The sequence below is a fragment of the Streptomyces sp. NPDC096136 genome, assembly GCF_044763325.1.
Classification (GTDB): Bacteria; Actinomycetota; Actinomycetes; order Streptomycetales; family Streptomycetaceae; genus Streptomyces.
In genome coordinates this window covers 14,171-36,303 of sequence record NZ_JBIWFZ010000004.1, presented here as the reverse complement: position 1 = coordinate 36,303, position 22,133 = coordinate 14,171, and the positions used below count along the sequence as shown (strand labels likewise).

Genomic DNA, 22,133 nt, shown 5'->3' with positions numbered 1-22,133 from the left:
GCCCCCAAACGCCCCGATATCAACAGCACAGTCACCCCCCGCGGCACCGGAGAACCGCGGGGGCGCCACCCGTACGTGTGAAGCGTGCGAGGTCGTGTTGTCCGGCCGGAAGCGCGAAACCTAGGTTCCTCCCCGGAGGTGACGGCCCGGATGACTGTCTGTGCCACCGAGATGACCACGACCGCCCCCCTCACGATCACCGCCGACGGGGCGTACGCCGCGCGGCTGGCCGGGGAGGGCGAGGCCCGCTATCCCGAGCGCTGGACGCTGGACGGGCCGGAGCCGTACGCGGTGCCGCTGCCGCTCGCGCAGCCGGAGGAGGCCGACAGCGAGGTGCTGCCGCTGTCCGACGGGCGGGTCCTGATCCACCGCCGGATCGCGGACCGGCACGCGTTCTCCCTGCTCTACCCCTCGGGCACCTACACGGGCCCGCGCCCGTCGGGCCCCGGCGCCGGCCCCCGCACGGGGGAGCTGCGGCTCGGCGGGATCGACGCCGCCGAGGGGCTGCTGGTCCGCCTGCTGCCGCCGTCCCCCGACGGGTCCGCGGCCTACGCGCTGGCGGTGGCGGGCGGGGAGACCACCGTCTGGCAGGTGGCCGGGCAGGGCTCCGACGGGCCGCGGCGGGCCGCCGTGCTCCCGGGGCGCTGCTCCGGCGGGGTCTGGCTGGACCGCTCGGGCCGGCTGCTGTCCCTGGACCGCGAGCAGGACGGCCGGGTCAAGGCCGTCGCCGTGGACCTGCTCCGGGGCGGGGTGGTCACCCCGCTGCTCCAGATCGCCGAGGACAGCGACGACCGGCTGCTGATGGCCGCCCCCGACAGCGGGCTGCTGCTGATCCGCTCGGACGCGCCGGGCGAGCCCCGGCTCGGCTGGGGCGTGCTGGGCAGCTCCCGCCCGGTCCGCTTCCCGGAGTGCCTGCGGCTGGAGGACGCCCGGCCCTTCGCCGTGCAGCCGGGCCAGATCCTGATGCCGGAGACCTGCGGGGTCGCGCTGCGCGTCGGCGGGACGGGCCTCGCGCTGTGGCGCCCGGCCGACCGGTACGTGTTCCGCTTCACCGCCCCGGCGGGCTGGCTCGGCACCGGCCTGTGGACCCCGGAGGGCCGGCTGCGGCTCCCGTACGCCGTCCCCGGGGTCCCCTGCGGCATCGCCTCCCTGAGCCAGCCGGCCGCGCCGCCCCCACCGGTCCACCTGGACCCCCCGCCGAAGCAGGCGGCCCGCCCGGTCCCCCTCCAGCAGGCCCCGCTGGGCTGATCCGGGCCCGGCGGGCCGGCCACCCCGGTCATCCAGGCCGGGACGCCGGGGCCGCGGCGGGCCCGGTGGCGGGGGCCGGTCCTACCGGACGACCGCCACCCCGGTCAGGAAGGTGAACTGGCCGCCCGAGGCGAGCACCTTCTGGGCTCCGGTCACCGGGTCCACGCGGAACAGGGTGCGGTCGCTGCCCCCGGGGTCGCTGTCGGTCACCAGCAGGCTGCCGTCGGCCTCGATCGCGATCGCCCCGGGGGCGACGAAGCCGCCGCCGGAGGACACGGTGGTCTGGGCGCCCGTCACCGGGTCCACCCTGATCACACCGCCGCCGAAGCCGGGGAAGGCGTTGGCGTCGGCGACCAGGATGCGGCCCGCGGCGTCCACCACCACATCGGTGGGACTGCGCAGGTCACCGCCCGAGGTGACCGTCGTGCGGGCGCCGGTGACCGGATCGACGCGCACCACCCGGGACGAGAGGTCCTCGCCCCCGATCATGTTCTGCTCGACCACCAGGACGGACCCGTCGGGAGCCACGCACAGCCCCACCGCCCGCACCGGCGGGTCGGCCCCCGCCCCGTCGCCCTGGGACAGGACCGTCTGCCCGCCCGTGGTGCGGTCGACGCGGACCACGGCCCCGAACCCGCCCGCGGAGCCGTCGGCGACGAGGATGCTCCCGCCGGCCTCGACGGCCACGCCGAGGGGGGCGGAGAACTTCCCGCCGGAGGAGACCTCGGACTGGTGCCCCGTCCCCGGGTCGAGGCGCAGCACGCTGCCGGTCCCGGGGAAGTGCCGGTCCTTGCTCACCAGGATGCCGCCGCCGGCCTCCACGGCGATGCCGGTTCCCCCCAGCAGCTCGCCGCCCAGGGAGAACTGTCCGACCTCGCCGGTCGACGGGTCGACGCGGAACACCGCTCCGGAACAGCCCAGGGCCTGGGAGTCGACGATCAGGATCGTGCCGGCGGGGAGGTGCTCCTGAACGGTCATGGCGGGGTACTCCTCTGGGGGAGGGGGCGATCCCCCCACTCAACCGCAGCCCCCGCACCGCACCCCGCCCCGCGAGCCGCCACGCCGACCGCCCCCGCGGCGAACCGCCCGTTCGCAGCACCGGGGCCGCTGGGGGCGGACGGCGGGCCGGCTCAGCCGTGTCTGAGGCCCAGGACCTCGGCCGCGGCGAAGGTCTCGTCCGCCGGGCGGGAGTCGTAGTGCGGGCTGAGGAGGGAGTCGAGCTCCTCGAAGGTGAAGGCCTCCTTCGAGGTGTCGAACTTCGCCGCCACCCGGGGCCGTTCCATGACGACGACGATCCCGCCGTGGACCACGAGGAGCTGGCCGTTCGCCTTCGCCGAGGCGGGCGAGGCGAGGTAGCCGACCAGCGGGGCGACGTGCTCGGGGGCGAGCGGGTCGAGCTCGCCCTCCGCCGGGACCTGGAAGCCGGCGAAGACGTCCTCGGTCATCCGGGTACGGGCCCGCGGGCAGATGGCGTTGGCCGTCACCCCGTACTTGGCCAGGGCCAGGGCGGTGGAGGTGGTCAGGCCCACGATGCCGCCCTTGGCCGCCGCGTAGTTCGGCTGGCCCGCCGAACCGCCGAGGAAGGCCTCGGAGGAGGTGTTGACGATCCGCCCGTACACCGGGCCGCCCGCCGCCTTGGAGCGCTCCCGCCAGTGCGCGGAGGCGAAATGGGTGGTGTTGAAGTGGCCCTTGAGGTGGACCCGGATCACCGAGTCCCACTCCTCCTCCGACATCGAGAAGACCATCCGGTCGCGCAGGATCCCCGCGTTGTTGACCAGGACGTCGAGCTTCCCGAAGCGCGAGACGGCCAGCTCGACCAGGTCCCGCGCCTGCGCGAAGTCGGCCACGTCCCCCAGGTGCGCCACCGCCTGCCCGCCCGCCGCGCGGATCTCGGCGGCGACCTCCTCCGCCGGGGCGGCCGAGGCCTCGCCGGAGCCGTCGCGGCCGCTCTGGCCGAAGTCGTTGACGACCACGCTCGCGCCGAGCCGGGCCAGTTCGAGCGCCTCGGCCCGGCCGAGCCCCCGGCCGGCGCCGGTGACGATGGCGCTGAGCCCCTCAAGTGGCAGTGACATGTGCCGGATTCCTCTCAGATCTCAATGCAGGTGCGCAGGGCCGTGCCCGTGCGCATCTGGTCGAGGGCGTCGTTGATCTCGGCGAGCTGCACCCGGTGGGTGATCAGGCCCGCCAGGTCGATCCGGCCGGCCCGCCACAGCTCGATGGTGCGCGCGTAGGAGCGGAGCACGTCCCCGCCCCCGTACATCGAGGGGAGGATCTTCTTCTCGTCGAAGAACAGCGAGAACATGTCGATCTGGAAGTTGTCGTCGAGGGCGCCCGCGCCGACGATCACGACCGAGCCGCCGCGCCGGGTCATCTGGTAGGCGGTGCGGGCGGTCGCCGACTTGCCGACGACCTCGAAGACGTAGTCGAAGCCCTCCCCGGAGGTGATCCGGGCCTTGGCGTCCTCGAAGGCCTCCGGGGCGACCGCCTCCGACGCCCCGAAGCGCAGGGCCGCCTCCCGGCGCGACTCCACCGGGTCGACGGCGACGATCCGGGCCGCGCCCTGCACCTTGGCGCCCTGGATGACGGAGATGCCGACGCCGCCGCAGCCGATGACGGCGACGGAGGAGCCCGCCTCCACCTTGGCGGTGTTGACGGCCGCGCCGAGTCCGGTGGTGACCCCGCAGCCGATCAGCGCGGCGATGTCGAAAGGCACGTCGTCGGGGATCGGGACGGCGCAGTTGGCGGCGACGACGATCTCCTCGGCGAAGGTGCCGGTGGCGGCGAAGCCGAAGACGTCCCCGCCCGCCCTGCGGAAGTTGGGGATGCCCGCGTTGACCAGGCTCTCCAGGCACAGGTGCCCCTGGCCGCGCTTGCAGGCGGCGCAGTGCCCGCACGGCGGCAGCCAGCAGACGAGCACCCGGTCGCCCTCCTTGTGGCCGGTGACCCCTTCACCGACACCGGTGATCACCCCGGAGCCCTCGTGGCCGGGGACGAAGGGCGCGGGCTGCGGCAGGACCCCGCTCATCGCGGAGAGGTCGGAGTGGCACAGGCCGGTGGCCCTGATGCGGATCCGCACCTTGCCGGGGCCCAGGCCCACGGCTTCCATGTCGTCGACGACCTCGAGCTTGTCCTGACCTATCTCGCTCAGCAGTGCTGCGCGCACGGTGCGGCTCCTTAGGGGCGTGTGCCTGGTGCGTGGGCCTGTGGTTACGCGTGCTCGACGACGGTGTCGGCGAGGACCTGGGCGTCGTCGCGTTCGGCGGCGGTGACCGCGACCAGGACGCGGCCGGGCTCCTGCCACATCCGGATGCGCAGGGTCTCCCCGGGGAAGACGATCCCGGCGAAGCGCGTGCGGTAGGCGCGGACGCGGGAGACGTCCCCGCCGAGGGCGGTGTCGACGACGGCTTTGAGGGTCATCCCGTACGAGCAGAGGCCGTGCAGGATCGGCCGGTCGAAGCCGGCCAGCTTGGCGAACTCGGGGTCGGCGTGCAGGGGGTTCCAGTCCCCGGAGAGCCGGTAGAGCAGCGCCTGCTCCTCCCGGATCGGCCGCTCCTCGGTGCGGTCGGGCGCGCGCTCGGGCAGCTCGCCGCGCACGGAGGGCCCGCGTTCGCCGCCGAAGCCGCCCTCGCCGCGGACGAAGATCTGGGCGTCGCTGGTCCACAGCGGCCCGTCGGCGTCGGCGACCTCGGAGCGCAGCACGATCACGGCCGCCTTGCCCTTGTCGTAGACGGCGGCGACCTTGGAGGAGGAGGTCGCCCGGCCCTTGACCGGGATGGGCCGGTGCAGTTCGAGGGAGTGCCCGCCGTGCAGGACGTTCGCCAGGTTGACCTCGATGCCGGGGGCCGCGAGCCCGCCGAGCATGGCCATGCCGGCGCCGGCGACGGTCGCGAAGCTGGGGAGCACGTGGAGCCTGGACTCCAGGGTGTAGCGCAGCTCGTCGGGGTCGGTGGCCAGGCTGCGCCCGTGCAGGGACGAGCCGGCTCCGAGGCCGAGGTGGTAGAGCTGGATGTCCTTGTGGTCCCAGTCGATCTCCCCCTGGCGGGGGTCGGCGGCGAGGGCCCTGGCGGCATCGATCGGCATTCGGATGCTGCTCCTTCTGCTCTCTGGAAGACCTCGGCGCGGCCGTCCGCACCGTCGGCCGCACCGAGGTCGCATGCGGAGCCGCTTCTAGAACGCGTTCTAGGAAGCGGCTGAGGGAATGTATAACGCACGCCCCTCGGGTTGGGAAGAGCGCTGACGACACGTCAGATGATCGTGGTGCGGGGCGTGTTGCCGGACCCGGGGAGGGCCGGCCGATAGCCTGCGGCGGTGGAAGAGATGCCCGTGGCGCACCGGCCCGCCCGCTCCCTGCGCGTCCTGCTGGACCCGCCCAACCCCCCGCTCGCGGTCCGGCTCGGCCTCCAGCCGGACATCGAGGTGGTGGCCTCCCTGACGGAGCGGCCGGCGGTGGCGCTGGTCGAGGATCCTGGATCGGTGGCGGTCCTGCTGGCGGAGGACCCCGAGTGCCGGGTGCTGGTGGCCACGGGCTCGGCGCACCCGGGGCTGCGGGAGGCCGTGCTGGCGGCGGGCGGGGCGGGGCTGGTCCTGCGGGACGGGCCGGTCGGGGAGCTGGCGGAGTACCTGCGGCGGGCGTCGACGGGCGAGACGGTGGTGGACCCGGCGCTGGCCCGGCCCTGACGCCGCACCGGGGGCGGGTACGGGCGCGGGTGGTCCCGTACGCGTACGGAAGCCCTCCGCCGGTCAGTCGCGGAGGGCTCCCCTCGGGGCTCGGGCCCCGGTCAGTCGCCCGCGGTCCAGTCGTCGACCGTCCGCGAGGGGTCCAGGGCGACGGGCAGCTTCTCCAGCCCGCGGAAGGCCGGGAAGGGGCCCTTGAGCCAGTCCCCCTCCGCCGGCGTCGGCATGGCCAGGACCATGTCCGGGAAGCGGTCGAGCAGCGCCGTCAGGCAGATCTCCAGCTCCAACCGGGCCAGCGGGGCGCCCAGGCAGTAGTGGGCGCCGTACCCGAATCCGAGGTGGCTGCTCTGCAGTCCTTCGCGGGTGAAGTCCAGGGTGTCCGGGTCGGGGAATTTCTCCGGGTCGCGGTTGGCCGAGTTCAGCGCGATCTGCACGACCGCGCCTTTCGGAATCACCGTCCCGCCGATTTCCACGTCCTCCAGCGCGTACCGGAAGGTGGAGGTTTCCACCGAGCCCTCGAAACGCTGCATTTCCTCGATCGCCTGCGGCAGCAGTGCCCGGTCCTCCTGGACCGCCCGCAGCTGGTCGGGGTGGGTGAGCAGGCTGAAGACGCAGTTGCCGATCTGGAGGGTGGTCGTCTTGTGCCCGGCGAAGAGCAGCACCCAGATCATCGACACGAGTTCGTCGTCGGTGAGCGGCTCCTCCTCGTGCGGGGTCTGCACCAGCATGCTGAGGAAGTCGTCCGTGGGGCGGAGCCGGGTGCGGTGGATGTGCCGGGCGAAGTAGTCCCGCAGCCAGATCTCGGCCTCCTCCAGGTCGCCCTTGAGGTCCTTGCTGAACCGCGAGCGCGTCACGACGGCGAACCAGCGCAGGACCTCGGTCCGCTCCTCGCCGACGATCCCGAGGAGCTCGCAGATGACCATGACGGGCAGGGGCAGCGCGAAGGCCTGCATCAGGTCGACGGGCCGGTCCGTGGGGCAGCGGTCGAGCAGCCCGTGGGCGAGCTCCTCGATGTGCGGGCGCAGCGCGTGGATGTGGCGCGGGGTGAAGGCGGTCTTGGCGATGTGGCGCAGCCGGGTGTGGCGGGGCGGGTCGGCGAAGAGGAGGTTGTCGTCGAGCGCCTCGCACAGGTCCCCGAAGAGGGCGTGGTAGAGGTCGATGCCCTCGTGCATGTCCTTGCCGACGCGGGGGTCGGCGAGGAGGGCGTGGGCGTCCTCGTAGCGGGTGACCAGGTACGTGTCCACGCCGTGGCCCGGGGTGAGCCGGGCGATGGGGGCCTGTTCGCGCAGGGTCCGGTAGACGGGGTAGGGGCACTGCCGGTATTCCGGCGTGCTCTTCGTCGCGGCCGCCACCGCTTCGTGCAGCGCGAGACCGTCACCCGCCGCGGTCGTCGGTTCAGTCGTCACGCGCCCAGACCTTTCGGATACACCTGAATTGACAGTCGGCTCCTTTCCCGTGCCGGTTCGAGGGCGAAACCCGATACACCCGTTCGGAGCCGAAACCTCCCCCGGCGGAATGTCCGGCGGGCGGATTCCGGAAGCCGACCTAGGGTGTGCGGTGGATTTCCGTTCACGGTCGACGAGAGGGAAACGCGCACATGCCGGAATTCGGTGCGGGCGGCCTGGCCGTCGGCGGGGCGGCACACCCGGGCGCGGCGAGCGGGCGGGAGGACGACGGGAGCCGCGCGGTCATCGACGTCCACCACCACTTCTGCGCCCCGGCCTGGCGCCGCTGGGCCGAACGGCAGGGGCTGGTGGGCCCGCGGTCGCTGCCGCCGTGGGCGGGCTGGGAGGCGGAGGCGGCGCTGGCCCTGATGGACCGGGCGGGGATCGCCCTCGCCGTGCTCAAGCCGATGCTGCCCGCGCGCTACGAGAGCTCCGCGCAGCTGCGGGAGGCGGTCGCCGTCACCCTGGACGCGGCGGCCGAGGTGGTGGAGGCGTACCCGGGGCGCTTCGCGTTCCACGCGCCGCTGTTCCTCGACGAGGAGGAGGTCTCCTCCTGGACGCTGCGGCGCGGCCTCGACGAGCTGGGGGCGGTCGGGGTGAACGTGACGGCGAACTACCGCGGGACCTACCTGGGGGACCCGGCCTACGACCGGATCTTCGCCGAACTCGACGAGCGCGCGGCGGTCGTGGACACCCACCCGCACGTCCTGCCCGACGGCCCGGGCGGCGGACGTCCCACCGTGGCGGCCGGGCCGCCGGAAGGACCCGGCCACGCGCCCGGAGGAAACCCGGGCGGCCCGGGCGGTCCCGGGGGGCCGGCGAGCGTGCCCGGGCTGCCGAACTTCCTGTGCGACTTCCTGCTGGACACCACCCGCGCCGCCGCGAACATGATCCGCACCCGGACCCTCGACCGCTTCCCCCGCCTGTCGGTGGTCCTGCCGCACGGCGGGGGCTTCCTCCCGCAGATCGCGACGCGGATGGAGGCCTTCGCGGGCGCCTTCGACCCGCCCGTGGACCCCGCGGCGGTCCGGGACCACATGCACCGCTTCTACTACGACACCGCCGGCCCGCTCTCCCCGGCCGGCACCCTGCTGGCCACCGTGGACCCGGGCCGGATCCTGTTCGGCAGCGACTGGCCGGCCTGCCCGGCCGGCGTGGTCGCCGATCTGGCCGTACCCGCCCTGGCCGCCGATCCGGCACTGACCGTGGGCCAGCGCCGGGGCATCAACCGGGAGAACGCGCTGCGGCTGATGCCCGGCCTCGTCCCCGCGTAGGAAGCCGCGCGGGGCCGCGTCAGCCCTCCTTGCGCAGCAGCGTCACCACCGCCGCCCCGCCGAGCCCGATGTTGTGGGCCAGCCCCACCCGGGCGGCGGGGACCTGCCGCGGTCCCGCCTCGCCGCGCAGCTGCCACACCAGCTCCGCCGCCTGCGCGAGCCCCGTCGCCCCCAGCGGGTGGCCCTTGGAGATCAGGCCGCCCGAGGGGTTGACCACCCAGCGGCCGCCGTAGGTGGTGGCGCCGCTCTCGACGAGCCCGCCGGATTCCCCGTCCGCGCACATGCCGAGCGCCTCGTAGGTCAGCAGCTCGTTGACCGAGAAGCAGTCGTGCAGCTCGACGACGTCGACGTCCTCGATGCCGAGCCCGGAGTCCTCGTAGACCCGCCGGGCCGCGGCCGCCGTCACCGGCTTGCCGACCACGTCGATGCAGGAGCCGCCGAAGCTCTCCGCGGTGTCCGTGGTCATGGCCTGGCCGACGATCTCGACGGCCTTGCCGTGCAGCCCGTGCGCCACGACGAACCGCTCCGATACGACCAGCGCGGCGGCCGCGCCGTCGGAGGTGGGCGAGCACTGGAGCTTGGTCAGCGGGTCGTGGATGGTCTTGGCGGCGAGCACCTCCTCCACCGTGTAGACGTCCTGGAACTGCGCGTTCGGGTTGTTCGCGGAGTGCCGGTGGTTCTTCGCGCCGACCGCCGCGAGCTGCGCGGGCGTGGTCCCGTACCGCTCCATGTGCTCGCGGGCCGCGTTGCCGAAGATCTGCGCGGTGGGCGGGGACATCTCGAAGCCGTGCGCGGCCGCCATGATCCCGTAGTGCCGGGCGACGGGGGACGTCTTGAAGTCCCCGCCGTCGGCCCCGCCGCCCAGCGCGCCGCGCTTCATCTTCTCGAAGCCGAGCGCGAGCACGCAGTCGGCGATCCCGCCCTGCACGAACTGGCGGGCCATCATCAGGGCCGTCGAGCCGGTCGCGCAGTTGTTGTTGACGTTGTAGACCGGGACGCCGGTCAGGCCCAGTTCGTACGCCGCCCGCTGGCCGGCGGTGGAGGGCTGGAAGCAGTAGCCCACCGGCACCTGCTCGACGAGCCCGTAGTCCACGCCGGCGTCGGCGAGCGCCGCGCCGCCGGCCTCCCTGACCATGTCCCAGTACTGCCAGTCCCGCGACTCCGGCTTCTCGAACCTCGTCATGCCGACGCCCACGATGTACGACTTCATCCGCCCTGACTCCTAGTCCCTGGGAAGGCCGAGGATCCGCTCGGCGACGACGTTCAGCTGGACCTGTGTGGTGCCCCCGGCGATGGTCAGGCAGCGCGACATCAGCATCCCGTGCACCGCCCGCTCCCCCGCCCCCTCCCGCACCGCGCCCGCCGGGCCCAGCAGTTCGAGCGCGAGCTCGGCGGTCCGCTGCTGGTGGGGGGTCTGCACGAGCTTGCGTACGGAGGCGCCCGCGCCCGGCTCCAGCCCGGACACCTGCTGCAGGGTGGTGCGCAGCCCGATGCAGGCGAGGGCGTGGGCCTCGGCGGCGAGCGCGCCGATCCGGACCCCGTAGGAGGCGTCGAGGCCGGCGGAGCGGGCGATCAGCGCCTCCAGGCCGGTACCGAAGGCCATCTGGTCGGCCATGTGGACGCGCTCGTTGCCGAGGGTGTTGCGGGCGGCCTTCCAGCCGCCGTCGGCCGCGCCGACCAGGGCGTCCGGCGGCAGCAGGACGTCCTCGAACCAGACCTCGTTGAAGAGGGAGTCGCCGGTGATCTCCTTCAGGGGCCGGATCTCGATCCCCGGGGTGTTCTTCATGTCCACCACGAAGTACCCGAGGCCGCGGTGCTTGGGCGCCTGCGGGTCCGTCCGGGCGAGCAGGATCCCGAAGTCGGCGGTGCGGGCGGAACTCGTCCACACCTTCTGGCCGTTGACCCTCCAGGAGCCGTCGGCGGCCCGTTCGGCCCGGGTGCGCAGGGAGGCCAGGTCGGAGCCGGCGCCCGGTTCGGAGAAGAGCTGGCACCAGGTCGCGTCCCCGCGCAGGGTGGGCAGGACGTAGGCCTCGCGCTGGGCCTCGCTGCCGAAGGCGATCAGCGAGGGCACGATCCAGGTGGCGATCCCGAGGTCGGCGACCTTGACGCCGGCGTCCTCCAACTCCTGCTGGATCACGATCTGCTCGGCGGGGCCCGCGCCGCGCCCGTACGGGGGCGGGAGGTAGGGGGCCGCGTAGCCGGTGGGCGCGAGGGCCCGGCGGGCGGCGGCCGGGTCGAGGCCGCGCGCGGCCCCGATGGCGGCGCGGGCCGGCGCCCGGTGGGCCTCGGCCTCCGCGGGGAGTTCCAGGCGCAGCTCGCGCCGGGCGCCGGCGGCCGCGAGGCGCACGGCGCGCAGGCGGTGGGTGTCGCCGGGGCCGAGGAGCTGGCGGGCGACGAGTGCGCGGCGCAGGTGGATGTGGGCGTCGTGCTCCCAGGTGAAGCCGATGCCGCCGAGGATCTGGATGCAGTCCTTGGCGCAGGAGTACGCGGCGTCGAGGGCGGTGCCGGCGGCCAGGGCGGCGACGAGCGAGCGGGCGGCGGGCTCCTCGTCCGCGGCGTTGGCGGCGTCCCAGGCGAGGGCGCGGGCCTGTTCGAGGCGGACCAGCATGTCGGCGCACAGGTGCTTGACGCCCTGGAACCTGCCGATGGGGCTGCCGAACTGCTCCCGGGTCCCGGCGTACTCGGCGGCCGTGTGGACCGCCCAGGCGGCGGTGCCGCAGGCGTCGGCGGCGAAGAGCACGCAGGCCAGGTCGCGTACGAGGGCCTCGTCCAGGTCCAGGAGCCGTCCGGCCGGGACGGCCACGGCGCGCGCCCGCACCTCGGCGGTGGGCCGGGTCGGGTCGGCGCTCTCGTGCGGCCGGACCTCCAGCGCGCCCGCGTCCACCGCGAACCACCGGGTGCCGGCCGCGCTCCCGGCGGCGAGCAGCACCCGTTCCGCCTCGGCGGCGCCGAGCACGGGGGGCGCCACCCCGTCCAGCAGCCACCCGCCCCCTTCGGCGGCGACGGCGGTGACCCCGCCGGCCCCCAGGGCGACCGCCCCGACCCGCCCGCCGAGCGGTTCGGCCGCCGCCCGGTCCAGGAGGACGGAGGCCAGCGCGCTCGGCAGGAAGGCCCCGGGCAGCGCCGCCCGGGCGGCCTCCTCCACGACGACGGCCAGATCGAGCAGGGTCCCGCCCTCCAGGTGGGGCGCCATCAGCCCCTGCGCACACATCCCGTCCCAGTAGTCGGGCCGCGCCCCGGTCCGCGGCGGGGCGTCGAGCACCTTGCGCACCGCCTCCGGCGGCACGGCCCGCGCCACCCACCCGCGCACGGCGCCGGCCAACTCCCGCTGCTCCTGCGTGATTCCGATGCCCATGCGCGGCAGACTAGAACACGTTCCAATCTGACGGAAGGTCAGATGACGGTGTTCTTCGCCCCGTCCGGCACGGCGGCCGGCCCGCCGCCCCCGTAGAGCTCCGCCAGCTCCCCCACGGCCTCCGCCACCGCCGCCCGGAGTTCCGGCGGGCCGAGGACCTCCGCCTCCGCCCCCAGCCTGAGCAGGTCCCCGACCGCGACCGCCCGCGACTCCACCGGCAGCGCCACCTCCACCCAGCCCTCTCCGTCCGGCGGCCCGGCCCCCTCCAGGGCCTTCGCCCCCGGGGCACCGAACTGCATGGGCAGCAGCCGCCGGGCGCGCGGGGAGATCCGCAGGCGGGCCGTGTCCTGGTGCAGGGCGGCCGCCAGCCGGCGGGAGGAGGCCTCCCAGTGGGCGGCCAGGTCGAATCCGGGCGGCCGCTCGAAGGCCTCGCCCGTCTCCTCCACCCCCAGGAACCGCGACACCCGGTACGTGCGCGGGCTCCCGTCCGCTGCAGCGACCAGGTACCAGATGCCCCCCTTGAGGACGATGCCCAGCGGATGCAGCTCCCGCCGCCGCACCTCGCCCGACCAGCGGCGGTACTCCGCCCGCACCACCCGCCGCTCCCACACCGCCCGGGCCGCCGCCGCCAGGAGCGGGACCGGGTCGGCGTCTCGGAACCAGGCCGGGGCGTCCAGGTGGAAGCGGTCCTGGACCAGCCGGGCCCGGTCCGCCCGTGCGGCGGGTAGCGCGGCCTCCAGCTTCAGCCGGGCGGTGGCCAGAACCGCGTCCAGGCCGAGGTCGCGGGCGGGACCCGGCGCCCCGGCCAGGAAGAGGGAGCCGGCCTCGGCGTCGGTGAGGCCGGTCAGCCGGGTGCGGTAGCCGTCCATCAGGCGGTAGCCGCCGGCGGGCCCCCGGTCGGCGCAGACCGGCACGCCGGACGCGCCGAGCGCCTCCACGTCCCGGTACACCGTGCGGACGGACACCTCCAGCTCCGCGGCGAGTTCGGGGGCGGTCATCCTGCCGCGGCTCTGGAGCAGCAGGAGCAGGGAGAGGAGCCGGTCGGCGCGCATGCCCCATTGTGGCCGCGTACCTGACAGAAGATGTCAGGTACGCGGCCGAGGCTGGTCCCGAACCGCGGGGGAACCGCCCCGCAGCCCCGAAAGGACCGCCATGCCCACACGCACCTCCACCGGCCGCTTCACCTACGCCCAGTGGGAGGAGCAGGCCGCCGGCCCCGCCGGCGCACCGCCCCGGCTCGCCCGGGCCTCGGTCGTCAACTCCTTCTCCGGCGGCATCGAGGCCGCCGACACCGCCTGCACCTACGCGATCGCCTACCTGACGGCCACCTCCGGCACCTTCACCGGCCTGGAACGCGTCGAGGGCACCCTCGACGGCCGCAGGGGCGGCTTCGTGCTCGAGGAGCGGGGCTCCTTCCAGGAGGACGGCACGACCCGCTGCTCCTTCGAAGTCGTCCCGGGCTCGGGCACGGGCGAGTTGGCCGGCCTGCGCGGCAACGGCGGCTTCGTGCACCGGCGGGGCGAGGGATCCGTCCCCTACACCTTCGACTACGAACTGGACTGAGACCGGCCGGCGGTCCGGCCCGCCGGCCCCCGCCACCGGCACGGACCCGGGACCCCGGCATGGTGCCCTACCGGGCGGTAGGGCACCATGGGCCGCCACGCCCGCACCGCTCACGCCGGAGGACCAGCCATGGCCGCCACCCCCAAGCCGGAGACCCTCGCCGCCTTCGAGGCCGCCAAGGGGTTCATGCCCGTCGGCGAGGGCCTCGCGCTCCACGAGGCCGCCTCCGCCGCGGCCGCGCTCGGGCTGCCGCTGCTGGAGGTCGGCACGTACTGCGGGCGCTCCACCATCCTGCTGGCCGACGCCGCCCGCGAGGCGGGGGTCGCCGCGATCACCGTCGACCACCACCGGGGCAGCGAGGAGCAGCAGCCCGGCTGGGAGTACCACGACCCGACGGTCGTGGACCCGGAGGTCGGGCTGATGGACACCCTCCCCGCCTTCCGCCGCACCCTGCACCGGGCCGGCCTGGAGGAGCACGTCATCGCGGTCGTCGGCCGCTCCCCCCAGGTCGCGGCGGCCTGGGGCGGCCGGCTCGGCCTCGTGTTCATCGACGGCGGCCACACCGACGAGCACGCCACGAACGACTACGAGGGCTGGGCCCCGCACCTGGCGGTCGGCGGGACCCTGGTCATCCACGACGTGTTCCCCGACCCGGCCGACGGCGGCCAGGCCCCGTACCGGATCTACCTGCGCGCCCTGGCCTCCGGGGCCTTCGAGGAGGTCTCGGTGACCGATTCCCTCCGCGTCCTGCGCCGCACGGGCGAGGGGATCTAGAGCCCGTCCGCGGGACCCGCGCTCCCGGCCGGGCGCTCCCCGGACGGGGCGTCCGGCCCCGGCGGCCGGGGCCGCCTCAGGCCCACCGGAACGACTATCGGACCACGCCCTCGGATGGCGCAGGGTGCGGAGGGGTGCCGGCCGGGCGTTCTAGCATCGCGACGTGCGCTACGACGACAGCCCCCCGCCGCCCGAGTCCGCCTCCTCCGTCAGCCCCGACCGGCCCTGGTTCGCGCGCCGGCCCGCCCTCGCGGTGGCGCTCGCCTCCCTGGCCCCGACCTGCCTGGCGGTCTGGGTGCTGACCCAGGTGCTGGCCGGCCCGGGCTCCGACGCCCCGCGGCCCGCGGGGGCGCGGCTCGCCGGCGCCTCCCCCGGCGCCGCGGCGGACGCCAAGCCCAGCGCCTCCGCCGGCGGGCCGTCCGCCGCCCCGGCGGCGGCCCCCGCCAAGGGCCCGCTGACCGGCCGGACCGTCGTCATCGACCCCGGGCACAACACGGGGAACTTCAAGCACGGCCGGGAGATCGACCGGCAGGTGGACATCGGCACCCACCGCAAGGAGTGCGACACCACCGGGACCACCACCAACTCCGGTTACATGGAGGCCGAGTTCTCCCTCGACGTCGCCCACCGGGCGCGCGCCCTGCTGGAGGCCAAGGGTGCCAAGGTGGTCCTCACCCACGACGGCGAGCGCCCCTGGGGCCCCTGCATCGACGAGCGGGCCCGGATCGGCAACGAGGCCGCGGCCGACGCCGTCGTCTCCGTCCACGCGGACGGCGTGTCCTCCGGCAACCGCGGCTTCCACGTCATCCTCCCGGCCCGGGTCAAGGGCGGCGCGGCCGACACCGCGAAGATCGTGGGCCCCTCCCGCGACCTCGGGGAGCGCCTCGCCTCCAACTTCGCCCGCACCACCGGATCCTCGCCCGCCAACTACCTCGGCAGCGGCACGGGGTTGGTGGTCCGCGACGATCTGGGCGGGCTCAATCTCTCGACCCGGCCCAAGGTGTTCATCGAATGCGGCAACATGCGTGACGACAAGGACGCGGCGCAACTGACGAGTCCGGAGTGGCGACAGAAGGCGGCCCAGGGCATCGCGGACGGCATCACCGGCTTCCTCGGCGGGTAGTCCGCGGGGGCGGCCCCGCCGCCCCGTTCCTCTCGGCCGCGGAAACCTCCGTACCATGGGGGCGCCCGATCCGCCCTGCCAAGACCGAGAAGGACACCAGAGACGTGAACATCCGCTCCCTCACTCGAGGCGACGGCGTGGTGATCGGAGCAGCGGTGCTGCTGTTCATCGCCTCGTTCCTCGATTACTACTCCGTCACCGGCGCCGACCTCCCGAGTGCGTGGGACACCGATGTCTACGGGCTGGCCCTCCCGGCCGTCTTCCTGACCGGCTTCATCGCGGCGGGCCTGCTGATCGGCGCCCGCTTCCAGCCCGAGGGCCGCAAGCTCGGCGGCCTGCCGCTGACCGCCTGGGGCACGGTGCTGGCCGTGGCCGCCGCCTGGAACGCCCTGTGGTCGCTGATCACCACCCCCACGCGGGCCGACCTGGGCGCCGGCAGCATCCTGGCGTTCCTCGCCGCGCTCGCCCTGGCGGGCGTGGCCGTCGCCGGCGCGAAGGTCCCCGCGCTCGCCGGGCCGCTGGTGCCGGAGCCCAAGCCCGTCACCGCCCAGCCGTACGGGGGCCAGCCCGGCACCGGCTACGGCTACCCGGGCGGCCAGCAGCCGCAGGGCTACGGGGCCACCCCGCAGCCGGCCCCGCCGTACGGGGGCGCCCCTCAGGAGTCGGCCGGCGCCGGTTTCCCCGCCGGGGACTTCACGCCGTTCTGGTTCGCGGTGCCGGTGGCCCGGCCCCTCTTCCCCGAGGACGGCTCCCCCACCCCGATCGCGGAGCTCGCCCCGGGCACCTGGTACCTGGCCGTCGACCAGCGCGGCCCGTCCACGCTGATCGCCCAGACCCAGGACGGCCGCCGCGGCGTCCTGAACGACACCGCGGGCATCCAGCGCGGCTGACGCCCCCGCGCGTCCGCGCACGTCCGCACGCCTACGGCCCCCCGCCCCCACGGGCGGGGGGCCGTCGCACTTCCCGGCGGGCCCCGCGTGCCCTACAGTCGCCCGGACACACGGATCTGATGTAGTGTCAGATATGCCGTCGGCCATCGCGGAGGGGACCGTACATGCGCCTCGGACTCGCACTCGGCTACTGGGGCCGCGGACCCGCCCCGTCCCACCTCGACCTCGCCACCGAGGCCGAGCGCCTGGGCTACGACTCGGTGTGGACCGCCGAGGCATGGGGCTCCGACGCCTTCACCCCGCTCACCTGGATCGCCGCACACACCTCCCGCATCCGCCTGGGCACCGCCATCGCCCAGATGGCCGCCCGCACCCCCACCGCCACCGCCATGCACGCCCTGACGCTGGACCACCTCTCCGGCGGCCGGATGATGCTGGGCCTGGGTCTGTCCGGGCCCCAGGTGGTGGAGGGCTGGTACGGGCGCCCGTTCCCCGCGAGCCCGCTCACCGCGACCCGCGAGTACGTCGACGTCGTGCGCCAGGTGCTGCGCCGCGAGGGCCCGGTGGCGCTGGACGGCCGCTTCCACGCCCACCCCTACCGCGGGGAGGACGGCACCGGCCTCGGCAAGCCCCTCAAGCCCATCACCCACCCGCTGCGCGCGGACCTCCCGCTGCTGCTGGGGGCGGAGGGGCCGAAGAACATCGCCCAGACGGTCCGGATCGCCGACGGCTGGCTGCCGCTGTACTGGTCCCCGACCCGCACGGACGTCTACCAGGCCTCCCTGGCCGGCCTCCCCGAGGAGTTCATGATCGCGCCGATGGCCCGGGCCCACGTCTGCGACGACGTCGCCGAGGGCCTGCTCCCGGTCAAGGCGATGCTGGGCTTCTACATCGGCGGCATGGGCCACGCGGCCCGCAACTTCCACGCCGACCTGATGGCCCGGATGGGCTACGAGGCCGAGGCCCGGAGGATCCAGGAGCTGTTCCTGGCCGGGCGCCGGCAGGAGGCGGTCCTCGCCGTCCCGGACGCCTTCGCCGACGAGATCTCCCTGGTCGGCCCCCGCGAACGGATCGCGGAACGGCTGGAGCTCTGGCGCAAGGGCCCGGTCACCGACCTCCTCGTCACCGCCCCGGACCCGCACACCCTCCGGGTCCTGGCCGAGCTGAACGGCTAGGCCGGGACCCGGCGGTCAGCAGCACACCCGGCGGTCAGCCGCCCAGCTGGGAGACGCTCGGCACCTGGTCGGTCACCGGGGCGCCCGCGCTCTTGCCGGCCTCCTTCACCCCGGTGATCACGTTCTCGAAGGAGCTGATGTCGGCATCGCCCGCGGCGCCCTTGCGCAGCTTGGTGCCCAGGTTCTTGAGGGAGTCGATGCCCGCCGTCAGCGGGACCATGGCCTTCGACAGGAGCGGGTCGCCCTGGGCGTTCTGGGCCGCCGCCTTCAGCCGGTTGTACGCGAACGCCCCCGCGAGACCCGCCTTGATCAGCGCGAAGGTACGGCCCTTCGCGCCCTTCTTGAACTTGCCCGCCCGGTACGGCTTGACGATCCACTGGTAGGTGGCCCCCGCCGCGAGCCCGGCGTTGGCGACGAAGCGCGTCTTGGCGAACTTCTGCCGCTCCGCCGACGTGCTCGGCTCCGGCGTCGCCGCGGCCAGCGCGTCGGCCTCGGCCGCCTCCGGCTCCGCCACCGCGAGGGCGGCCAGTTCCGCCGCCGTCGCGGCCGACGAGGCCTCCTCCCGCCGGCCCCGGTCGCCACCGGTGCCGCACGCGGTCGCGCCGGCCAGCAGCGAGGTGGACAGGACCACGGCCGCCACGGCGCGGCGGAATCGGACGGTGCTGGGTACGCGCACGGCTGCCTCCGGGGCTGGGGTGTCCCCCGCAGCCTCACCCGGCCGCCGCCGCCCCGCCACTCGGGTCACCCGTTCGGAGAGGGCGGGGAGGGCGGGAAGGACTCCTGCGACCGTACGGGTTTCAACCGCGCCGGAGCGGCAAGACGCCCGGCATGCACGGAGACAGCATCGCAGGACGCCGGGCCGGCTGGTCGGCCGGCCGGATCGTGGCACTGGCCGCCGACGCCGTGGCGCTGATCATCATCGTGTGGATCGTGATGGACCTGCTGGGCGCGAACCGCTCCAGCGAGGTCGTCCAGTGGTTCCACGACGCGGCGACCTGGCTGGCGGGCTGGTCGCTCGACATCTTCCACCTCAGCCGCCACTGGGCACAGGTGGTCGTCGGATACGGCATCGCCGCCGTCGTCTACCTGGTGGCGGGCCATGCCCTGGCCCGCCTCCTGCGCCGCGTCTGACCCCGCCCCCGGGCGGGGCCCTACGCGTCGGTGGGCCTCTGCGGCCGGCGGGGCCCTACGCGCAGCAGCCCGGGTCCATGCCCGGCGGGAGGCGTTCGCCGCCGAAGACCTCCGTGGTCGCCTCGTCGCCGCCCAGCGCGGCCACGGCCAGCAGCAGCGAGCCCGCCGTCCAGGCCGTCTGCTCCACCGGCCACACCGCCCGGTCCTCGAAGACGTAGCCCGTCCAGTACATGCCGTTCTCGGCGCGCAGGTGGCCGATCGAGCGCAGGATCTCCAGCGCCCGGTCCGACTCCCCCATCGCCCACAGGGTGAGCGCCAGCTCGCAGGACTCCCCGCCCGTCACCCACGGGTTCGGCAGCACGCACCGCACCCCCAGGTCCGGGACGACGAACTCGTCCCAGCGCTCCTCGACGCGCGCCTTCGCCTCCGCACCCGTCAGGGCGCCGCCCAGCACCGGGTAGTACCAGTCCATCGAGTAGCGGGACTTGTCCAGGAACCGCTCGGGGTGCCTGCGTATCGCGTGCGCCAGCGCGCCCGCCGCCAGCTCCCAGTCGGGCTGCGGGTCGCCGCGGTGGTCGGCGATGGCCAGGGCGCAGCGCAGCGCCTGGTGGATGGAGGAGGAGCCCGTCAGCAGGGCGTCGGTGACGGCCGTGCCGTCCGGCTCCCGCTTCCAGCCGATCTCGCCGCCGGGCTGCTGGAGGCCGAGGACGAACTCGACGGCCGCCACGACCGCCGGCCACATCCGGTCCAGGAAGGTGTCGTCGCCGGTCGCCAGGTAGTGGTGCCAGACGCCGACGGCGATGTACGCGACGAAGTTGGACTCGCGGCCCGCGTCCTGCGGTTCCGCGGTGTCCACCCCGTCGGGCCGGTCCGCGTAGGCCGCGTACCAGGAGCCGTCCGGGTTCTGGTGGCGGGCCAGCCAGACGTAGGCCCGCTCCGCCGCCTCGTGCTCGCCCGCCGCGTCCAGGGCCATCGCGGCCTCGGTGTGGTCCCACGGGTCGAGGTGGTGGCCCCGGAACCACGGTATGGCCCCGTCCGAACGCTGTACGGCGAGTATTCCGGCCACCGTCCGCGCCGCCTGTTCGGCGGTCAGCACGCCGTCCAGGACGAGGTGTTCGGGCACGGTGCGCCCCGGCGAGCTCACTGGGCCGCGCCGACCGGGAGGTGGGGCTTGGTCGCGTACGCCACGAAGCTCTTGCCGATGACCGGGTTGAGGGCCTGCTCGGCGAGGCGGGTGGCCAGCGGCTTCTTCATGATGTCCCAGACGAGGAGCTTGTGGTACGCCTTGACCGGCAGCGCCTTGTCGTTGTCCACGCCGAAGGCGCACTTGAGCCACCAGTACGGGGAGTGCAGGCCGTGCGCGTGGTGGGTGCCGTACGGCTTGAGGCCCGCGGCCTCCATCTTGCCGAGCAGCTCGTCCGCCTTGTAGATGCGGATGTGGCCGCCCTCGACCTCGTGGTAGGCGTCGGACAGCGCCCAGCAGATCTTCTCCGGGCCGTAGCGCGGGACGGTGACCGCTATGCGGCCGCCCGGCTTGAGCACGCGCACCATCTCGGCGAGGACGCCCTTGTCGTCGGGGATGTGCTCCATCACCTCGGAGATGATGACGACGTCGAAGGACTCGTCGGGGAAGGGCAGGGCCAGGGCGTCGCCCTCCATGGCCGTGGCGGTGGCGCCGGCCGGGGCCTCGCCGGCCTCCTTCATGGCCGCGAACCACTTGGCGACCTCGCGGATCTCCTCGCCGTTGCGGTCGACGGCGACGACCTGGGCGCCGCGCCGGTAGCACTCGAAGGCGTGCCGGCCTGCGCCGCAGCCCAGATCGAGCACTCGGTCGCCGGCGGCGAGCGGGAACCGGGAGAAATCGACGGTCAGCACGGGGTCCTGCCTTCGCGGTCACGGGGGTGAAGGGTGGTGCGGATGGAGCGGATGGAGCAGCTGATGCGGATGGGATGACGTTCGTACGGCGCTCGCGTGCCCGGTGGGGCGCCGCTCACCGGGTCCGGGCGGCGGCGGAGCGCGCGATCGCGGCCCGGTAGTGGGCCGCGGTGCCCTCGGCGGCTCTGGCCCAGGTGAACCGGGCCAGGACCCGCTCCCGCCCGGCCGCCCCGAGACGGGCGCGCAGGCCGGCGTCGCCCAGCATCCGGCCCAGGGCCGCGGCCAGCGCCCCCGCGTCGCCGGGCGGCACGGCCAGGCAGGTCTCCCCGTCGGGGCCGGCCACCTCGGGGATGGCCCCGCCGGTGGTGGCGACGAGGGGGGTGCCGGTGGCCATGGCCTCGGCCGCCGGGAGCGAGAAGCCCTCGTAGAGGGAGGGCACGCAGGCGACCTGGGCGCTGCGCACCAGGTCGACGAGCTCGGCGTCGGTGATGCCCTTGACGAAGCGCACCGCGTCCTGGAGGTCGTACTTCTCGATCGCGCGGGCGACCGGCCCGCTCTCGGCGCGCTTGCCGACGACGACGAGGTGCGCGTCGGGCCGCTCGGTGCGCAGCTTGGCGAGCGCCTCGACGAGGTGGACGAGGCCCTTGAGCGGGACGTCCGCGCTGGAGGTGGTCACGATGCGGCCGGGGACCTCGGCCACGGACGGGTCCGGCGACCACAGGTCGGTGTCGGCGCCGATGTGGACGACGTGGATGCGGTCGTCGCGGACGCCCAGGTGCTCGGCGATCTCCTGCCGGGAGGAGCCGGAGACCGTGAGGACGGAGGGCAGGCGGCGGGCGACGCGGCCCTGCATGCGCGTGAACGCGTACCAACGGCGCACGGAGGCCCGCTTCTTGCGGTCCTTCGCGGCGGCGAGGTCGAGCTTGCGGTCGACGGTGATGGGGTGGTGGATGGTCGTCACCAGCGGCGCCCCGAGGTCGCCGAGCAGCCCGTAGCCGAGGGTCTGGTTGTCGTGGATGACGTCGAACTCGCCCGCGCGGGCCAGGAGATGGCGCCGGGCGCGCAGCGAGAAGGTCAGCGGCTCCGGGAACCCGCCGGTCCACATGGTCGCGACCTCGAGGGCGTCGATCCAGTCCCGGTACTCGTCGCGCTTGGGCGTGCGGAACGGGTCGGGGCTGCGGTAGAGGTCCAGGCTCGGCAGCTCGGTGAGCGTGGCGCCGGTGTCGAGCACCGGGTAGGGCTGCGCGCCGATGACCTCGACGGAGTGTCCGAGCTTCACGAGCTCGCGGGAGAGGTGCCGGACGTAGACGCCCTGGCCGCCGCAGAACGGGTTCCCCTTATAGGTGAGCAGTGCGATGCGCAACGGCCGTTCGCCGTCGGTGGCGGAACCCGCGAAAGGGCTCGTCACCATGGCCTCTGCGGTCACTCTCGGCCCCCTTCTCCCTGCGCTGTCGCCGGAGCGTAACCGCTCGGATAATGTAGAACAAGTTTCAGACTTGATCCGTCGAAGACCATTGAATCTACCGGCCGGAAACCACACCGTAAGAGGCGGAGCAGGTGATTCGCGCCACGGCTCGGACGCCCGGCGCGAGGCCTGACATGCTGG

The 22,133-nt window shown here is 74.5% G+C and carries 21 protein-coding genes; 9 read left to right on the top strand and 12 right to left on the bottom strand.

Going from position 1 to position 22,133, the window contains the following annotated elements; all coding sequences use genetic code 11:
* The first annotated feature begins 150 nt into the window (after positions 1–150).
* A complete protein-coding gene (locus ACIRBY_RS09345; protein ID WP_403898363.1) occupies positions 151–1,248 on the top strand; it encodes a hypothetical protein in 1,098 nt (365 codons plus the stop codon).
* 81 nt (positions 1,249–1,329) lie between these two features.
* On the opposite strand, the gene ACIRBY_RS09340 is transcribed toward ACIRBY_RS09345, so the two are convergent.
* From ACIRBY_RS09340 to ACIRBY_RS09325, 4 genes are all read right to left on the bottom strand, one after another.
* Positions 1,330–2,226, bottom strand: coding sequence for a hypothetical protein (locus tag ACIRBY_RS09340; RefSeq protein ID WP_403898360.1), 897 nt, complete (start codon positions 2,224–2,226; stop codon positions 1,330–1,332).
* A gap of 152 nt (positions 2,227–2,378) precedes the next feature.
* Entirely contained in the window at positions 2,379–3,320 is a 942-nt protein-coding gene (locus tag ACIRBY_RS09335) for a 3-oxoacyl-ACP reductase (RefSeq protein ID WP_403898357.1), read from the bottom strand.
* Between the two features lie 14 nt (positions 3,321–3,334).
* A complete protein-coding gene (locus tag ACIRBY_RS09330) occupies positions 3,335–4,411 on the bottom strand; it encodes a Zn-dependent alcohol dehydrogenase (protein ID WP_403898354.1) in 1,077 nt (358 codons plus the stop codon).
* Between the two features lie 44 nt (positions 4,412–4,455).
* A complete protein-coding gene (locus ACIRBY_RS09325) occupies positions 4,456–5,328 on the bottom strand; it encodes a MaoC/PaaZ C-terminal domain-containing protein (RefSeq protein WP_403898351.1) in 873 nt (290 codons plus the stop codon).
* Positions 5,329–5,565: 237 nt separating this feature from the next.
* Between ACIRBY_RS09325 and ACIRBY_RS09320 the strand changes: the two genes are divergently transcribed.
* Positions 5,566–5,925, top strand: a complete 360-nt coding sequence (locus ACIRBY_RS09320; protein ID WP_403899554.1) for a DNA-binding response regulator — start codon at positions 5,566–5,568, stop codon at positions 5,923–5,925.
* 101 nt (positions 5,926–6,026) lie between these two features.
* On the opposite strand, the gene ACIRBY_RS09315 is transcribed toward ACIRBY_RS09320, so the two are convergent.
* Entirely contained in the window at positions 6,027–7,328 is a 1,302-nt protein-coding gene (locus tag ACIRBY_RS09315) for a cytochrome P450 (RefSeq protein ID WP_403898348.1), read from the bottom strand.
* 191 nt (positions 7,329–7,519) lie between these two features.
* On the opposite strand from ACIRBY_RS09315, the gene ACIRBY_RS09310 reads away from it, so the two are divergent.
* On the top strand, positions 7,520–8,641 hold the full coding sequence (locus ACIRBY_RS09310) for an amidohydrolase family protein (protein WP_403898344.1): 1,122 nt from the start codon (positions 7,520–7,522) through the stop codon (positions 8,639–8,641).
* A gap of 19 nt (positions 8,642–8,660) precedes the next feature.
* Here the strand turns inward: ACIRBY_RS09310 and ACIRBY_RS09305 are convergent, their stop codons facing one another.
* Genes ACIRBY_RS09305 through ACIRBY_RS09295 form a run of 3 tightly spaced genes read right to left on the bottom strand, consistent with a single transcriptional unit; the run spans position 8,661 to position 13,048 of the window.
* On the bottom strand, positions 8,661–9,851 hold the full coding sequence (locus ACIRBY_RS09305; RefSeq protein WP_403898341.1) for a thiolase C-terminal domain-containing protein: 1,191 nt from the start codon (positions 9,849–9,851) through the stop codon (positions 8,661–8,663).
* A 12-nt stretch (positions 9,852–9,863) separates the two neighbouring features.
* A complete protein-coding gene (locus ACIRBY_RS09300; protein ID WP_403898338.1) occupies positions 9,864–11,996 on the bottom strand; it encodes an acyl-CoA dehydrogenase in 2,133 nt (710 codons plus the stop codon).
* A 38-nt stretch (positions 11,997–12,034) separates the two neighbouring features.
* Entirely contained in the window at positions 12,035–13,048 is a 1,014-nt protein-coding gene (locus ACIRBY_RS09295; protein ID WP_403898335.1) for a helix-turn-helix transcriptional regulator, read from the bottom strand.
* A gap of 100 nt (positions 13,049–13,148) precedes the next feature.
* Between ACIRBY_RS09295 and ACIRBY_RS09290 the strand changes: the two genes are divergently transcribed.
* The 5 genes from ACIRBY_RS09290 (at position 13,149) to ACIRBY_RS09270 (ending at position 17,521) form a co-directional block, all read left to right on the top strand.
* Positions 13,149–13,559: a DUF3224 domain-containing protein gene (locus ACIRBY_RS09290; RefSeq protein ID WP_403898332.1), complete on the top strand. Its 411-nt coding sequence runs from the start codon at positions 13,149–13,151 to the stop codon at positions 13,557–13,559.
* Positions 13,560–13,688: 129 nt separating this feature from the next.
* Complete coding sequence (locus ACIRBY_RS09285) at positions 13,689–14,333, top strand: class I SAM-dependent methyltransferase (protein ID WP_403898330.1); 645 nt, start codon at positions 13,689–13,691, stop codon at positions 14,331–14,333.
* A 163-nt stretch (positions 14,334–14,496) separates the two neighbouring features.
* Positions 14,497–15,456 (top strand): N-acetylmuramoyl-L-alanine amidase, encoded by a 960-nt coding sequence (locus ACIRBY_RS09280; RefSeq protein WP_403898327.1) that lies wholly within the window; start codon positions 14,497–14,499, stop codon positions 15,454–15,456.
* A gap of 104 nt (positions 15,457–15,560) precedes the next feature.
* Complete coding sequence (locus ACIRBY_RS09275) at positions 15,561–16,346, top strand: hypothetical protein (protein ID WP_403898325.1); 786 nt, start codon at positions 15,561–15,563, stop codon at positions 16,344–16,346.
* A gap of 164 nt (positions 16,347–16,510) precedes the next feature.
* Positions 16,511–17,521 (top strand): LLM class F420-dependent oxidoreductase, encoded by a 1,011-nt coding sequence (locus ACIRBY_RS09270; protein ID WP_403898322.1) that lies wholly within the window; start codon positions 16,511–16,513, stop codon positions 17,519–17,521.
* 34 nt (positions 17,522–17,555) lie between these two features.
* Here ACIRBY_RS09270 and ACIRBY_RS09265 read toward each other — a convergent pair whose 3' ends face one another.
* A complete protein-coding gene (locus ACIRBY_RS09265; RefSeq protein WP_403898319.1) occupies positions 17,556–18,197 on the bottom strand; it encodes a hypothetical protein in 642 nt (213 codons plus the stop codon).
* A gap of 152 nt (positions 18,198–18,349) precedes the next feature.
* Here ACIRBY_RS09265 and ACIRBY_RS09260 point away from each other — a divergent pair, with 152 nt between their 5' ends.
* Positions 18,350–18,652, top strand: a complete 303-nt coding sequence (locus ACIRBY_RS09260) for a hypothetical protein (RefSeq protein WP_403898317.1) — start codon at positions 18,350–18,352, stop codon at positions 18,650–18,652.
* 55 nt (positions 18,653–18,707) lie between these two features.
* On the opposite strand, the gene ACIRBY_RS09255 is transcribed toward ACIRBY_RS09260, so the two are convergent.
* The 3 genes from ACIRBY_RS09255 to ACIRBY_RS09245 form a co-directional block, all read right to left on the bottom strand.
* Positions 18,708–19,796: a prenyltransferase gene (locus tag ACIRBY_RS09255; protein WP_403898314.1), complete on the bottom strand. Its 1,089-nt coding sequence runs from the start codon at positions 19,794–19,796 to the stop codon at positions 18,708–18,710.
* The gene (locus ACIRBY_RS09250; protein ID WP_390685539.1) at positions 19,793–20,527 is read right to left on the bottom strand and encodes a class I SAM-dependent methyltransferase; all 735 of its coding nucleotides are present in this window, start codon (positions 20,525–20,527) and stop codon (positions 19,793–19,795) included. Before ACIRBY_RS09250 ends, ACIRBY_RS09255 begins: the two co-directional genes overlap by 4 nt.
* A gap of 115 nt (positions 20,528–20,642) precedes the next feature.
* On the bottom strand, positions 20,643–21,953 hold the full coding sequence (locus ACIRBY_RS09245) for a glycosyltransferase family 4 protein (protein ID WP_403898311.1): 1,311 nt from the start codon (positions 21,951–21,953) through the stop codon (positions 20,643–20,645).
* Positions 21,954–22,133 lie beyond the last annotated feature (180 nt).

Bases quoted from the DNA above. Each gene is read 5' to 3' on its own strand.
- ACIRBY_RS09260 (WP_403898317.1), top strand. From the start codon at position 18,350: ATGCACGGAGACAGCATCGCAGGACGCCGGGCCGGCTGGTCGGCCGGC.
- ACIRBY_RS09345 (WP_403898363.1), top strand. From the start codon at position 151: ATGACTGTCTGTGCCACCGAGATGACCACGACCGCCCCCCTCACGATC.
- ACIRBY_RS09340 (WP_403898360.1), bottom strand. From the start codon at position 2,226: ATGACCGTTCAGGAGCACCTCCCCGCCGGCACGATCCTGATCGTCGAC.
- ACIRBY_RS09305 (WP_403898341.1), bottom strand. From the start codon at position 9,851: ATGAAGTCGTACATCGTGGGCGTCGGCATGACGAGGTTCGAGAAGCCG.
- ACIRBY_RS09310 (WP_403898344.1), top strand. From the start codon at position 7,520: ATGCCGGAATTCGGTGCGGGCGGCCTGGCCGTCGGCGGGGCGGCACAC.
- ACIRBY_RS09335 (WP_403898357.1), bottom strand. From the start codon at position 3,320: ATGTCACTGCCACTTGAGGGGCTCAGCGCCATCGTCACCGGCGCCGGC.
- ACIRBY_RS09270 (WP_403898322.1), top strand. From the start codon at position 16,511: ATGCGCCTCGGACTCGCACTCGGCTACTGGGGCCGCGGACCCGCCCCG.
- ACIRBY_RS09300 (WP_403898338.1), bottom strand. From the start codon at position 11,996: ATGGGCATCGGAATCACGCAGGAGCAGCGGGAGTTGGCCGGCGCCGTG.
- ACIRBY_RS09320 (WP_403899554.1), top strand. From the start codon at position 5,566: ATGCCCGTGGCGCACCGGCCCGCCCGCTCCCTGCGCGTCCTGCTGGAC.
- ACIRBY_RS09295 (WP_403898335.1), bottom strand. From the start codon at position 13,048: ATGCGCGCCGACCGGCTCCTCTCCCTGCTCCTGCTGCTCCAGAGCCGC.
- ACIRBY_RS09285 (WP_403898330.1), top strand. From the start codon at position 13,689: ATGGCCGCCACCCCCAAGCCGGAGACCCTCGCCGCCTTCGAGGCCGCC.
- ACIRBY_RS09290 (WP_403898332.1), top strand. From the start codon at position 13,149: ATGCCCACACGCACCTCCACCGGCCGCTTCACCTACGCCCAGTGGGAG.
- ACIRBY_RS09325 (WP_403898351.1), bottom strand. From the start codon at position 5,328: ATGCCGATCGATGCCGCCAGGGCCCTCGCCGCCGACCCCCGCCAGGGG.